Source organism: Flavobacterium sp., assembly GCF_049590715.1.
Taxonomy (GTDB): Bacteria; Bacteroidota; Bacteroidia; order Flavobacteriales; family Flavobacteriaceae; genus Flavobacterium.
The window spans coordinates 1-14,197 of sequence record NZ_JBAWDL010000279.1 but is presented as its reverse complement, the minus strand read 5'-3'; the positions used below and the strand labels follow the sequence as shown (position 1 = coordinate 14,197).

At 32.6% G+C, this 14,197-nt stretch carries 16 protein-coding genes, 1 tRNA gene and 1 pseudogene; all 18 read right to left on the bottom strand.

The genetic code is table 11. The features are described from left to right. Window positions 1–371: 371 nt before the first annotated feature. Window positions 372–456, bottom strand: a tRNA-Ser gene (locus WBQ70_RS12600). Between the two features lie 168 nt (window positions 457–624). After that, window positions 625–1,758, bottom strand: a complete 1,134-nt coding sequence (gene ribB / locus WBQ70_RS12595) for a 3,4-dihydroxy-2-butanone-4-phosphate synthase (protein WP_423914801.1) — start codon at window positions 1,756–1,758, stop codon at window positions 625–627. 9 nt (window positions 1,759–1,767) lie between these two features. Further along, window positions 1,768–3,228 carry an LptF/LptG family permease gene (locus WBQ70_RS12590; protein ID WP_423914798.1) on the bottom strand — a complete coding sequence of 487 codons (1,461 nt, stop codon included), beginning with the start codon at window positions 3,226–3,228 and terminating at the stop codon, window positions 1,768–1,770. Between the two features lie 9 nt (window positions 3,229–3,237). Then, window positions 3,238–3,882, bottom strand: coding sequence for a LolA family protein (locus WBQ70_RS12585; RefSeq protein ID WP_423914805.1), 645 nt, complete (start codon window positions 3,880–3,882; stop codon window positions 3,238–3,240). Between the two features lie 49 nt (window positions 3,883–3,931). After that, complete coding sequence (locus WBQ70_RS12580; protein WP_423914795.1) at window positions 3,932–6,352, bottom strand: DNA translocase FtsK; 2,421 nt, start codon at window positions 6,350–6,352, stop codon at window positions 3,932–3,934. 17 nt (window positions 6,353–6,369) lie between these two features. After that, window positions 6,370–6,744 (bottom strand): diacylglycerol kinase family protein, encoded by a 375-nt coding sequence (locus WBQ70_RS12575; RefSeq protein ID WP_423914792.1) that lies wholly within the window; start codon window positions 6,742–6,744, stop codon window positions 6,370–6,372. An 11-nt stretch (window positions 6,745–6,755) separates the two neighbouring features. After that, a complete protein-coding gene (gene tpx / locus WBQ70_RS12570; RefSeq protein ID WP_423914789.1) occupies window positions 6,756–7,253 on the bottom strand; it encodes a thiol peroxidase in 498 nt (165 codons plus the stop codon). A gap of 121 nt (window positions 7,254–7,374) precedes the next feature. Continuing rightward, complete coding sequence (locus tag WBQ70_RS12565; RefSeq protein WP_366183023.1) at window positions 7,375–7,632, bottom strand: DUF6952 family protein; 258 nt, start codon at window positions 7,630–7,632, stop codon at window positions 7,375–7,377. A 268-nt stretch (window positions 7,633–7,900) separates the two neighbouring features. After that, window positions 7,901–8,209: a thioredoxin family protein gene (locus tag WBQ70_RS12560; RefSeq protein WP_423914804.1), complete on the bottom strand. Its 309-nt coding sequence runs from the start codon at window positions 8,207–8,209 to the stop codon at window positions 7,901–7,903. Window positions 8,210–8,371: 162 nt separating this feature from the next. After that, a complete protein-coding gene (locus tag WBQ70_RS12555; RefSeq protein WP_423914786.1) occupies window positions 8,372–9,010 on the bottom strand; it encodes a peroxiredoxin in 639 nt (212 codons plus the stop codon). A gap of 159 nt (window positions 9,011–9,169) precedes the next feature. Then, a pseudogene (locus WBQ70_RS12550) lies at window positions 9,170–9,817 on the bottom strand (HAD family hydrolase). Between the two features lie 77 nt (window positions 9,818–9,894). Beyond that, window positions 9,895–10,476, bottom strand: a complete 582-nt coding sequence (locus WBQ70_RS12545) for a YdeI/OmpD-associated family protein (RefSeq protein ID WP_423914783.1) — start codon at window positions 10,474–10,476, stop codon at window positions 9,895–9,897. Between the two features lie 235 nt (window positions 10,477–10,711). Beyond that, complete coding sequence (locus tag WBQ70_RS12540) at window positions 10,712–11,587, bottom strand: DUF808 domain-containing protein (RefSeq protein WP_423914782.1); 876 nt, start codon at window positions 11,585–11,587, stop codon at window positions 10,712–10,714. 59 nt (window positions 11,588–11,646) lie between these two features. After that, window positions 11,647–11,994: a hypothetical protein gene (locus WBQ70_RS12535; RefSeq protein ID WP_423914780.1), complete on the bottom strand. Its 348-nt coding sequence runs from the start codon at window positions 11,992–11,994 to the stop codon at window positions 11,647–11,649. Window positions 11,995–12,066: 72 nt separating this feature from the next. Further along, a complete protein-coding gene (locus WBQ70_RS12530) occupies window positions 12,067–12,189 on the bottom strand; it encodes a hypothetical protein (RefSeq protein WP_423914777.1) in 123 nt (40 codons plus the stop codon). 444 nt (window positions 12,190–12,633) lie between these two features. Further along, complete coding sequence (locus WBQ70_RS12525) at window positions 12,634–13,143, bottom strand: pyridoxamine 5'-phosphate oxidase family protein (RefSeq protein ID WP_423914774.1); 510 nt, start codon at window positions 13,141–13,143, stop codon at window positions 12,634–12,636. A 17-nt stretch (window positions 13,144–13,160) separates the two neighbouring features. Further along, window positions 13,161–13,538 (bottom strand): STAS/SEC14 domain-containing protein, encoded by a 378-nt coding sequence (locus WBQ70_RS12520; RefSeq protein WP_423914771.1) that lies wholly within the window; start codon window positions 13,536–13,538, stop codon window positions 13,161–13,163. Window positions 13,539–13,631: 93 nt separating this feature from the next. Then, a complete protein-coding gene (locus WBQ70_RS12515) occupies window positions 13,632–13,874 on the bottom strand; it encodes a hypothetical protein (RefSeq protein ID WP_423914769.1) in 243 nt (80 codons plus the stop codon). Window positions 13,875–14,197 lie beyond the last annotated feature (323 nt).

The following is a 14,197-nucleotide window of genomic DNA, read 5'->3' as shown; positions in this document are numbered from 1 at the left end:
TTTTCCATCAACAGTCAAGCGCACATAAATAGGGAGTAGTCCGGCTGAATTGGCTTTTGTGCTTTTAGCATAAAAATGCAAAGTGATTTTTGTTTTCATAGTGGTAACCTTTTAATTAGTATTCAATTTAGATTCAAAATCAATATCAAACAAGATGTTCAAATAGTAAACCTGTTGTTGAACAAGTAAATGAACTACTGTTTTGAAAGGTTTAAGAGATTTAGCGAGACCCTAATTTTTGAAAATTCTAGGGTCTCGATTTTATCTCTTAAGGAATAAGATTAAATGAATGTTTTGAATAGTGCATAAAAGAAAAAACCCCGTAAATCATAAGATTTACGAGGTTTTGTTTCCCTTTGCTTTTCAGCTCGCGGAGAAAGAGGGATTCGAACCCCCGGACCTGTTACAGTCAACAGTTTTCAAGACTGCCGCATTCGACCGCTCTGCCATTTCTCCAGTATGTTGCGATCATTTGCTGATTGCGAGTGCAAATATAAGCACCTTTTTCGGTTTACAAAAACAATTTTGATAAAAATTTTAACTGTTTTTAAAACTATTTTTTAAATGATTCATTTTCTATGCTTTATGAATGATGAATCATTTAAAAAACAAATTAGAAAAGCCTTAATAATTGACGTATTCTGTGATTTCTAAACCATAACCTATCATTCCAACACGTTTTTCTTGAACTGAATTAGAAACCAAACGTATTTTAGAAATATCAATATCATGAAGAATTTGCGCACCAATACCAAAATCCTTAGTATCAATAACGATTTTTGGTGCTTTCATCGTTCCTTTTTCTTGTAATGCTTTTAGTTCAGTAAGACGACTGATTAAAGTAATAGCTTGCATATCTTGATTGATAAAGATAAAAGCACCTTTTCCGTGGTCATTAATGACCTTAAACATATCGTCCAATTGTTGATCAACATTATTAGTTAATGTGCCTAATAAATCATTGTTAACTTGTGAAGAATGGATTCTAGTTAATATTGGGTCACCTAAATTCCAAGTTCCTTTGGTTAATGCAATATGGATTTGTTTATTAGTTGTTTGTTCATAAGCTCTCAAACGGAACGTTCCAAAACGAGTTTGAATGTCAAAATCTTCTTTTTTAATAATGAGACTATCATGTTGCATACGATAAGCAACTAAATCTTCGATAGAAACTAGTTTTAGATCGAATTTCTTAGCTACTTCGACTAATTGAGGAAGTCTAGCCATTGTTCCATCCTCATTTAGGATTTCGCAAATCACACCAGCCGATTTAAAACCTGCTAATCTTGCAAAGTCAATTGCAGCTTCAGTGTGACCTGTTCTACGTAATACACCACCTTGTTTTGCTACCAATGGAAAAATGTGTCCTGGACGAGCTAAATCATGTGGTTTTGTATTGGAATCAACTAGTGCCAAAGTAGTAGTAGATCTATCTGATGCGGATATTCCTGTTGTTACTCCATTTCCTTTTAAATCTACAGAAACAGTGAAAGCAGTTTCCATATGATCTGTATTATTAGTAACCATAACATGCAACCCCAGTTCTTTACAACGACTCTCTGTTAATGGTGCGCAAATTAATCCACGTCCATGGGTAGCCATAAAGTTGATCATTTCGGGTGTGACTTTTTCTGCTGCTGCAAGAAAATCGCCTTCATTTTCTCTGTCTTCATCATCAACAACAATGATTACTTTACCTTGACGAATATCTTCAATTGCTTCTTCAATTGTGTTGAGTTCTATTTTATTTGAAACCATGATTGGTGTTTATTTTTGTTTTTGAAAGAGTTTTTTAAATATTTTTTGGATAGGAGTAAAGATCGCATCCATATTAATCAAGCCAATGTCATTAGTAGCTCTATAGGTTAGAAAAATAGCCAATGGAGTTAGAATAAATGAGGACATCCAAGCTCCCAAAAAAGGTGATAAACCATCTTCTTGTGAAATACGTTTACCAAAAGTATTGATAAAATGAAAGGTTATAAAAATCAAAACTGCAAAAACGATTGGGAGTCCGAGTCCCCCTTTTCTAATAATTGCACCTAAAGGAGCTCCAATGAAAAACATCAGAAAACAAGCATAGGCGATTACAAATTTATCGTATAAAGCTAAAACATGATCATTAATTGTCTTCTGTTTGTTTTCTAAATTTACTTTAGAAGCATCAATATTATAGCCAATACTTACTAAGTTACTGCTTGCGGTAGTTAAAATATTCATTTTTTCAGGATTACTGAATATTGATAATATGTCCTTAGGGATTTCTTTTAATTTAGAAATACTATCTTTTTTGGGATTATTTATTTTGTTGTCAGTATTAATAAGGTTTGTAATACCTGTTTGAAGAGTTATGTTTTCAGAAAAAGAAATGACTTCAGTTTTCATGTTTTTTTGTAATGAATCTAAAGTATAGTTCAGTTCGTTTACAGTAAGCATGGTATTAGAATTAGAAACATCCTGGCCATTATCTTCGGGTTTGTTGAGTTGCGATAAATCAATATTAATGGTGTATTTTTTAAAAGAACTTTTCGCAAATGGTAGTTTTAATCTATCTTCATATTTTTTAGGGATAACATCTTCATAGTAGTTACCATCATTCAATACAAGTTGCAAAACACTGGATTGTTCGCTGCTTATTAATTCTCCATCTTTAGATTTAATAACGATTTTACTTCCATCACCCATTGAAGATTTTTTGTGAATGGTAATGCCTGTTAAGTTATTTCCGTTTTTACCAGATTTTTTATTGACTTTGATATTGTAAATCCCAACATCGCTAAATTGCCCTTCAGTTATGGCTAATGCTGGTTGTACTTGAGCAATATTTTTTCTGAAATTTATGAACTTATATTCAGCGTAAGGGATAACATTATTGGCAAATAAAAAGGCAACAATACTCAGTACAGCTATAAAAACAGTTAGTCCTCTCAGGGTTCTCTGTAGAGAGATGCCTGATGATTTCATAGCTGCAAATTCATAATTTTCAGCTAGATTTCCAAAAGTCATGATGGACGCTAATAAAATAGATAACGGCAAAACCAGTGGAACAATTCGAGGCATTGAAAATACCAAGAATTTTAATATCATGAGAATGTCTAGATCTTTACCTGCTAATTCAGCGATAAATAACCAAATTGTTTGAAGTATGAATATAAAAAACAAGATTACAAATACCGTAGCAAATGTAATCAGGAATGTTTTTAATAAGTATTTGTCAAGTATTTTCACTTACCTTATTTAATCTAATTTATTGATGTAGTAATTTGGATATTTACTTTGCGCAAAGGTAAAATGATTTTTTGATAAAGGTTGGTTGGTTTTAAAAGAATTAACGGTTAAAGTCGTTTTTGTTCCTTTTTTTCCAATTTCAATTAAGTTATAAATGTGTTTTGTTTGCACATCGATTCCTAAAAGGATTTCTTTACGTTGATCTTTAGCATTAGTAGGTACTAATTTGATGTATTGAATTTTTCTTCCTCTTACATCCTGTATAATATCCATAGAATATCGGTAACCAATATTGAAAAAAGTTAACATTTTTGAAGGAGTGATTGCATTGTCATCTTTTTCATTGAAACTTGAAATAGTGACTTCTTCATCTTCTGGAACGACAGTGTAGGTTTTTTTACCGTCAAATATCTTAGTTATCCCCATAAAATTTAAGACATATTGATTCCCTTTCATTGTAACATTTCCTTTACTTTCTTGATTAATGTTTTCTTTTGTATTGTTTAAACAATATTTAAAATCAATAGCAATAGTATTATAACTTTTTACTTTGGCGGTCACTTGATCTAATAATGCTTTTGCATTTTTATCCTGAGCTTGCAATGACATGCAAGTAAAAAGAATAAATAGCATCGGAATAATTTTTTTAGTCATAATAGTAACGAAATTTCTTTGGCTTTTTTGAATATTAAGTTGCATGATGTTAACTGTTTTTTTCATTGTTTAAAAAGTGCTCAAGAGAGGTCAAATCTTGTACATTGACTGAACGAGCTTTACTTCCTTCAAAAGGACCTACAATTCCAGCTGCTTCGAGTTGGTCAATTAATCGACCCGCTCGGTTGTACCCTAGTTTTAATTTTCTCTGTAACAAGGATGCAGAACCTTGTTGTGCACTTACAATGACTTCGGCTGCTTCTCGAAACAGAGTATCTCTTTCGGATATATCCATATCAAGATTAATGCCAGTTTCTTCTCCAACAAATTCTGGAAGTAAATAAGCAGTAGCATATGCTTTTTGTGATCCAATAAAATCTGTAATTTTTTCAACCTCAGGAGTGTCAATAAAGGCACATTGTACACGTACGACATCGTTTCCATTAGTATATAATAAATCTCCACGACCTATAAGTTGATCAGCTCCTTGTGCGTCAAGAATTGTTCTAGAGTCAATTTTTGAAGTTACTCTAAAAGCAATACGAGCCGGGAAGTTGGCTTTTATTAAACCTGTAATAACGTTGACTGATGGACGTTGCGTTGCGATAATCAAGTGAATACCAATGGCACGAGCCAATTGAGCCAAACGAGCTATTGGGATTTCAACTTCTTTTCCAGCGGTCATAATCAAATCGGCAAACTCATCGACCACTAGTATGATATAAGGTAGAAAACGGTGTCCGTTCTCAGGATTTAACTTTCTAGATTTGAATTTATCGTTATATTCTTTGATATTTCGAACCATCGCATCTTTCAATAAAGAATAACGGTTGTCCATTTCGACACAAAGAGAATTTAATGTATTCACCACTTTAGTGTTATCTGTAATAATAGCGTCTTCTGAATCAGGAAGCATCGCTAAATAGTGCCTTTCGATTTTGTTGAAAAGCGTTAATTCGACCTTTTTTGGATCAACCAAAACAAATTTTACTTCGGCAGGATGTTTTTTGTACAGTAGAGACGTAAGTACTGCATTCAATCCCACTGATTTTCCTTGTCCTGTTGCACCTGCCATCAATAAGTGAGGCATTTTGGCTAAATCCACTACAAAAGTTTCATTGGAAATGGTTTTACCAAGAGCAATAGGTAATTCCATTTCGGCTTCTTGGAATTTTGCTGATCCAATCACACTTTTCATAGACACCATCGTTGGGGTTTTGTTAGGTACTTCGATACCAATCGTTCCTTTCCCCGGGATAGGAGCAATGATACGAATTCCTAAAGCCGAAAGTGATAAAGCAATATCGTCTTCAAGGCTTTTAATTTTTGAAATACGGATACCAGCTTCGGGTACGATTTCGTATAGGGTAACAGAAGGACCAACAGTGGCTTTAATCTGTGCAATTTCAATTTTATAATTGCGGAGCGTATCTACAATTTTGTTTTTATTTTCTTCTAATTCTTCTTGATTGATGGTGATTCCACCAGTAGAATATTCTTTTAATAAATCAATAGTTGGGTATTTATAGTTGGATAAGTCCAGTGTAGGATCAAATAATCCAAAATCAGAAACTAATTTTGAAGCGAGATTTTCTTCAATAATATCTTCTTCAGGAGCTGTTTCAATTACAAACTCTTCATTGTGTGCAGCAGTTTCCGTAATTTTTTTCTCGAATGGAGGAGGGGTAGTTGTTTCTAGTTTAATTTCCGACGAATGTTGTATCGTAGGTTTTAATTCTTCTTTGTTGATCTCAAATTGAGGCTTTTTGGTTACCAAAGTCATTTCTTCTTCTGGAACAGCAAATTCTTCTAAATTATAACTGGCATCATTTTTAGCATTTTGAATCGTAGCCAAGTCTGCTTTCAATCCATTTTTCGAGTTTTCAAAAAAGGATTGGATTTTTTCTGGTGAAAGTTGGAGTTTGAAAATAACATATACGATAACTCCAAAAAGTAATACTAAAAAAGTACCTGTTTTCCCAATGTAATCTTGTAGAAATAAGTTCAATTCATAGCCTACAACACCACCTAATTCTGGTAACGAAGTAGCGAAAAAACTAAATAAAACTGAAAGAATGATCAGAACAAATAAATCCCAAAACCAAATCCCTTTTAGTTTTTTAGCTGAAAGATCAAGGATTAAAAAGGTTCCTGTTAGGAAAAAAAGACGTACAAATAAAAAGGAAGCCAAACCAAATCCTTGGTAAACAATTAAATCAGCTAGATAAGCACCAAATTTACCTAACCAGTTGCGAACGGTTTCGGAACGATCCGTTAACTCGGTTACAGCACTTTGGTCTTCTTGTCCGTATATAAAAAAGGAGGTGAAAGCGACTAATAAAGCGATAGAAAATAATACAAAAAGACAGCCCAAAACAATTTTGTGCTGTCTAGTCATTTTCCATGATTTAATTTCTTTAGTCTCGGAATTGTTTTTCTTATCTAAAGTTTCTTTTTTTGATTTTGCCATTCTTGATGTACTATTGCCTATAGAAATAAAGGCACATATATGATTAAACCGATTATGATAGCTGTAATAGCAGCAAAAAAGACTGCGCCAGCAGCAATGTCTTTTATAAAACCTATTCTTTCATGATAATCAGGATGGATGAAATCTGCAATTTTTTCAACTGCAGTATTCAAACCTTCAATACTCAAAACTAGGCCAATGGCTAAAGTTTGAAAAAGCCATTGAGTAGATGTAATACCAAAATAAAAACCTGCAATTGTCAACAAAATCCCTGTTGAAAACTGAACCATCACACTATGCTCGGTTGTGATTAATTTGATAGCACCTTTGACAGCAAAAGTAACGCTTTTTAATCTTCCTGTAAAGAAGGTATTGTCTTTTTGAAACTCCATTAATGTTTAGATTATAGTACTGCTAAAGCAGCTTCGTAATTAGGTTCGTCAACAATTTCTCCTACTTGTTCAGTATAAAGGATCGTTCCGTCAGCATCAACAACAATAATCGCTCTTGAGTGTAATCCTTTCAATGGACCATCAACGATTTCTAAACCATTAGCTTTTCCAAAACTTCCTTCTTGAAAATCTGATAAGTTAACTACGTTAGTAATTCCTTCGGCTCCACAAAAACGTCCTTGTGCAAAAGGTAAATCTCTAGAAATACACAAAACAGTAGTGTTGTCTAACTTAGCAGCTGATTCGTTAAATGTTCTAACAGAAGTAGCACAAGTTCCTGTGTCGATACTTGGAAAAATATTTAAAACTAACTTTTTACCAGCAAAAGTACTTAATGTAGCTACCGAAAGATCGTTTTGTACTAATTTAAAATCAGCTAACTTAGAACCTACTTTTGGTAATTCACTGATTGTGTTTATTGCATTTCCTTTTAATGTAATTGAAGCCATAATTTTTATTTTTATTGAGGTTCAAAAGTATGAAAATTATTTAAGAATTAGGTTTTAAAACCAAAAAAACGCACCTAAAATTAGTATGCGTTTCTTTATGTAAAACTTAAAATGAGTGTTGTTATTTGTCTATAGATCCCATAACACGTTTCATAAAAGTATTTAGCGCCTCTTTTTTATCAGTCCCATTCTTGACTAATTTCTGTACCTCTAATGCTCCATACATATTCGAAATCAACTCGCCTATAACATCTAATTCTTCATCTTTCAAAGAAGAAATTTCGGTCATTGCTTCTAAGACTTCAATCGTTTCAATGATGTAATCTTGATCGTTTTCTTCGATAAATTGGGTAAGGTGTTTTATAACAGGTAGTTTCATTTATTTAGATAATTAGGGATAAGTATAATGGGATAAGGGTTAAATAAAAGGAATAAGTAAAGAGATAAGTAAAAAAGAATATGGGGTAAAGAGAAAGCAGTATCTATTTTGATTTTTTAGGAGCACAACGATTAGGTGTTCCAATCAAATCAGTTCCCGCTATTCGCTATATCTCTTGTATTTGCTATCGCCATACAAGAGGATGCCGCTACTATCGGGGCTATTAATCAAGTTTTGTGCTTCTATCAAATTATGTAAAACGGAATTGTTAAATAATTTCGTTTACTAATTCAATTAATACTTCTTGTTTATTGGTTTGCGTTTCGTTTACTAATTTTCCGTTTACGAAAGTAGCAAAAGTAGGCAAGTTGCTTACATTAGCTAGTTTACGCGATTCAGGAAAATTCTCTGCATCAACAAGAGCAAAAGTAATATCTTCATTTTCAGTTGCTAATTTCTTGAATTTTGGTTTCATGATTCGGCAGTTACCACACCATGAAGCTGAAAACTGAACCACTACTTTATTGTTTTCGGCAACTAAGTTTGCCAACGTATCTTCGTTTAATTCGATTAACATAGGTTTCATTTTTAGGTTCAAAGTCGCTAAGGTTCTAAGATACTAAGTATTTGATCTTAGAACCTTGTGACTTTTATTTAGATATTTTATTTTGAAGTTTCTATTTGTTCTGGTTTAAATCTTAGAGACTTAGCAACTCAGAATCTTAGTAACTTTAAAATACTAGTTAGCACTCAAGTAAGCAGCAGTACTGTTTCTATCAGCACTCATTGCTTCTTTACCAGCTTCCCAGTTTGCAGGACAAACTTCTCCTTTTTCTTGGATATGGGTATAAGCATCAATCATACGTAAATATTCGTTTACGTTACGACCTAGAGGCATATCGTTTACACTTTCGTGGAAAATTTTTCCAGTTTCGTCAATAAGATAAGTAGCTCTGTAAGTTACATTTGATCCTTCAAGTACAATAGAATCAGTATCTTCATTGTATTCAGAAGATTCAATATCTAAAATCCCTAATGCAGAAGAAAGGTTACGAGTTGTATCTGCTAAAATTGGATAGGTTACTCCTTCAATTCCACCATTGTTTTTTGGTGTGTTTAACCAAGCAAAGTGTACTTCGTTAGTATCGCAAGAAGCACCAATAACGATTGTGTTTCTTTTGTCAAACTCTGGTAATGCAGCTTGAAAAGCGTGCAATTCTGTTGGGCATACAAAAGTGAAATCTTTTGGGTACCAAAACAAAACTACTTTTTTGTTATTTTTTGTAGCTTCTTCAAAAATGTTGATTTTCAAATTGTCACCCATTTCTGAGATAGCGTCAATTGCAATACTTGGGAATTTTTTACCTACTAATGCCATAATAATATGATTTTATATTTAAATTTCTTTGGTGCAAAAATAAGGCATATAAGCGTGTGATAACAATCAATTCCGATTATTAATTTTTATATAACAATAGTGTTTAGTTATTGATGAAAAAATAATATTGATAATCAATATAAAATCAAGGGGTTGTGTTTATAAAATTGCAAGTAACTCTGAGGGATGGTTTATGATAACTTTAGCGCCATCCGTGAGTAATTCCTCTTTAGTTCGATATCCCCATAGCACACCTACAGCATACATTTTAGCATTAGTAGCAGTTTGCATATCAATCTCTGAATCTCCTACAAATAGAATCTCATCAGGTTTTAAGTTCCATTGATTACTTATTTCAATGGCTTTTGCTGGATTTGGTTTCTTAAGTGTCTCGGTCGTTAAGCCAACAATTGGTTCAAAATAGCCAGTAAAAATTGTAGTTATAATTTTCTTGGTTAGCTCTTCAGCTTTGTTTGAAAAAGCACTGATTTTGATGTTGCGTTATTTTAATTCTACTAACAATTCAAGTATTCCTTCGTAGGGTTTTGTTTTAGTGGTACAATTTTCACTATAAACAGCTATCATCTTATCATAGCAACGTTGTATTTCTATTTCATTTGTGTGAGTATCGGGCAGTGCATTGCTTATTAATTTACGAAGACCACTCCCAATGAAATATTGATAGGTTTCATAAGTATGGGTAGGGTAGTGGAGCTCTTTTAAAATACTATTCATAGCATCCGAAATATCTTCTAAAGAGTTTACAAGTGTTCCGTCTAAATCAAAAATTACGCCTTTAAATTTCATGTTTTATTTTTATGCTAACTGAAAATAAGCTTTCAATTTTAGTTTGAAGCCCTAATATAGGGAGTTTGATTCAGCTCTCAATCCTTCAATCCTTTTCCTTCTAATATAGCAGGAATACATTTCTCAATGCGAGATTCACGGGTTTTGGATTGCTTGGCTTGGGAAAAGAATAGTAAATACCCCCTTTGTCGCCCTGGTGTCAAGTCCTCAAAAGCGATTTTTAAATTAGAATTGGTATCCAATACTTTTTTGAATTCCTCAGGTATTTCAAATTCAGCTGTAGGTTTTAATTGGACCTCTAATCCAGCTTTTTCGACTTCGATAGCTTCATAGATATACGTTTTAAGAACAGTTTCTAAGTCAATGATTTGCTGTAAATCCGTAAACCGAATCTGTCGAGCACTTTGCACATTTTCTGTTTGTTGTATTAAAATAGTATTCGTGTCTTTTAATAAAACTCCTTTATGAAAGAGCAAGGCACAATAATTTTTGAACTGGTGAATTAAAACGACATTCTTTTCTTGAAAAGTGTAACAAGGATGCATCCATTTGTATTCTTCGGTTAATCCGCAATCAAGGCAAATTTTTCGCAATACGATCATTTCCTCTTTCCATGTTTTGGCCCTATTTAAAAAAGGATCTACAAGTTTAGAATTCATAATGCTTTTTAAGTTTTAAAAAAGATAAAGTTAGTCATTTTTAGTAAAAACAAAACCAATACATTCTATGACTTAAGAAAGAAAAACCGTTAAATGGAGTGTTTTTTAGAAGATACAATATTGATTTTATTTATCGTTTAGTTGTTTACCTTGATACTTGTTCTTTTGACTTAACGACTTTTAAACTTTTGACTTGCCTATATGGTTTTAATCGATTACCAATACCAATAAAAACTTAGGAATTTTTTTTTAGAAATAATTTTTTAAATAGATTCACTACTCCTAAAACGATAAATCCTATAATTAATGCTAAGACAAATTCAACAATAATAGAAGGAATTTGTGGCAATAAGTCATGAAAAAATGGAAGGTTGTGAACAAAAATGCCACCAGAGACTAATAACAAAGCAATAGTTCCAATAATGCTCAAACTTTTTATTACTTTAGGTAAAGCTTGAATGAGCATGTTTCCAATTTTTTTGGATAGACTATTTTTACGATCATTTAAGGCTACTAATTTTAATCCCAATTCATCCATTCTAACAATCAAAGCTACAATTCCATAAACCCCTATTGTGGCAAGTATGGCTATTATCGAAACAACAATAATTTGGGTTGCAATTGACTTTTCTATCACAGTTCCTAAGGCGATAATAATGATTTCAACGGATAAAATAAAATCAGTTACAATCGCTGATTTTATTTTAGCTTTTTCAAGACTCAATATTTCAGTTTCGGACGGGATTTGTGTAGTGATTTCAATATTTTTGGAATGATGTGGATATACATATTCATGGATTTTTTCGGCTCCTTCATAAGCAAGGTACAATCCTCCTATCACTAAAATTACAATGATTGCTAATGGCGAAAAAGCACTCAATAAAAAAGCAATAGGTAAAATGATTAACTTATTCAACATGGAACCTTTTGTAATGGCCCACAAAACGGGAATTTCTCTTGAAGAGATAAATCCCGATGCTTTTTCGGCATTAACAGCCAAATCATCGCCTAAAATTCCCGCAGTTTTTTTTGCCGCTACCTTACTCATTACGGCAACATCATCCATAATTGCTGCGATATCATCTAATAGTGCGAAAATCCCTGAAGCCATAATTTTTTTTTTGTAAATTTAGAAATTAGCAAGCAAAACTGCACGCTTGCATCAATAATTTATTCGTCTAATTTCATATTTCCTCTGTCTTCTTGATTATCAGGATGGGAACTAGGATAACGATGAGACGTAACATCTGAATTTAAGTCATTATTTTCGACTGTTTTCATGGCTTCTTTGTCGGTTTTGACACCCCGATTTGCATTCGGGTTATCTAATTTTATTTCGTTTGGGATTTCTTCTGAATGCTCAATTGGGTTTCGAGCTCTATCTACAACAAGTTGATTTCCAGTAATGTCTGTTTCTATTTCTTTACTGGGTTTAGGATCAATATATTCCATATCGGAACTATTATTTTTATTTTTTGGTTCTTCTATTTTTTCAGTGTTTATTTTATTCTTTTCCATTTTGTTTATGTTTTGTCATTTAGAAACTATTTTTTATTATAACAATACTGTTTTGGTTTTAAAAAGTGGGTTTTAATGACTGCATTGTCCTAGCAATACCCATATCAAAATAAATATTAAGATCGTGCTAAAACAACCACCACCTAATTTCTTTGCTCCGTAACCCGCTAAAAGTCCTCTGAATAATTTATTCATATTTATTGCATTTTAAGTTTGTATGTTATAACTGTTAGAATTTGATGGAATGAAGGTCGGAAATTAATTGGTGTTTATTTTATAGAAATAACAGAGAAAGTATCAAAATTCACAGTCTTTTTCTATGTACTTATTCCACCAATCTGCTTAAGCCTCGATTTGCTGGCTTTTTCACTAGTGACAGAGCTTCTTAGGGGCGCTCTTAGTAGTGTAAATAATAGCTAACAAATTCTCGGGGCTGCTACTACTGTCTAGGGCGGAAGTACCATTTCAAAACAAACTATAGTAGAGATGTAATAGTTACTATTAGCCAAAGTATTATACCACTTAGACTTAAAATTTACCACAATAATTTTTTTTTACAGTATTTAAAAGCAAAATTCCAGAAAATAGTACTTTTTCCATTATTGAAATCAGAACTATTTTTTGGAATTTGCTTTTTCTTTAGATGTTTAATTTTCCCTCAACACCATCATCATTATCGGTTTCTGAACCTAAGGCCACTGCAGAAAATATACTTAGCATAGTCATGAACTTCCCCGCTTTAGTATCCCAATAATAAATTTCATCAGGTGTTACTCTAATTACGGTGACATTTGGATCTTCTTTACCGTCTTTAAACCATGGCTTTGCCATAGGGCTCCATTGCTCTTCAATAGTTTCTTGATCTTTATAAATATAAGCTTTCCCGTATATAGATAAATATTCAGCACTACTGTTGTTCATAAAATAAAGTTGGACACGATTATCCTCCGAAATTTCAAAATTTTTATTGCTTTCTTGACTGCTTAAAAACCAAAGATTACCTTGCAAATCACATTCTTGTAGTCCCATAGGTCTAGAATTTACAGGAAGTTTTGTGAGTTCAGTACTAAACATACAAATTCTAGCATCTTCTGCCAATTCTTTTAATTTCTCAATTGCTTTATTATTTTTTAAATTTTCTGTAGACATTTTTTTATTTTTTTAAATTAATAATTTTTATTTCCATTAGAACACCATGCTATTGCTTCGGATAACTCATTTTTACCAAAAGGTTTAAATTCACCAGGCATTAACACACTAAAAACAGCAGTAAAGTTTTGAACCGTAGAATTGTCAGTTACAATTGCACAACGATTCCATTTCGTTAGATTCTTGATGCCGAGTAATGCGTCTTTCCACCAAGCATTCAAAGTAAAATCTTCAATATTGGTGTTTAAAACCAATAGATAATTCAATTCATTAAAATGATTTACTTTACTTTCAACTATTGGAAAAACTACATTTTCAAAATCAGATTGAGTTACTGTACCTGTTGCTTCAAAACCAGCAACATTATTTGGAATATCATTTAATAGTGTTATCATAATTTTTTCTTTTTCTCAAAATTATGATTTAATCAAGGCATTGTTGTTATAGCTTTTATTTTAAATATTATATAATTTCTGTTCTTCATCACTTTATATCAATCCATCGAGTTGGATATTTGCGCTATAATTCCGTTTATTAGAGCCATTTAGAATCACATACCCAGTATAATCATCAGAATGCACCAAGTTTGCTGCCGAGCTTCCATTAATAACCAAATTTTGGCTATCGCCACTGCTTTTTATCACACGTTCGCCACCAGCGTCATAACTATACAAATGAATACGACCGTTGTCATTGATACCCATCAAACGGTTTTCTTCGTCCCAAGTCATTTTTCTGAAATCCCCAAACTCGGTGTAGCTGGTAGGAGATACTATTTTAGTTTTTGTAGCTATTTCCAGCTATCATTCCAATCTTTTTTATCTTGCAAAAAAACAAGATAAAAAAGGATTTTCCCTTCTATCTGGGCTAGGGCATTCATTTTCAAAAGTACGGCTGTCTAAATAATAAAAGCCCCAGCTATAGGGGCTATTTGTTGCTTTCATTAAGCCTGCCAAACTGTAAGACTTTATTTTTTATGGACTTGTTTTAGTTGCTCCACTTTGTGGGCACGAGCCAAGAGGCATCGCGCTAGCCGTTGAACTTATTTCAGAAC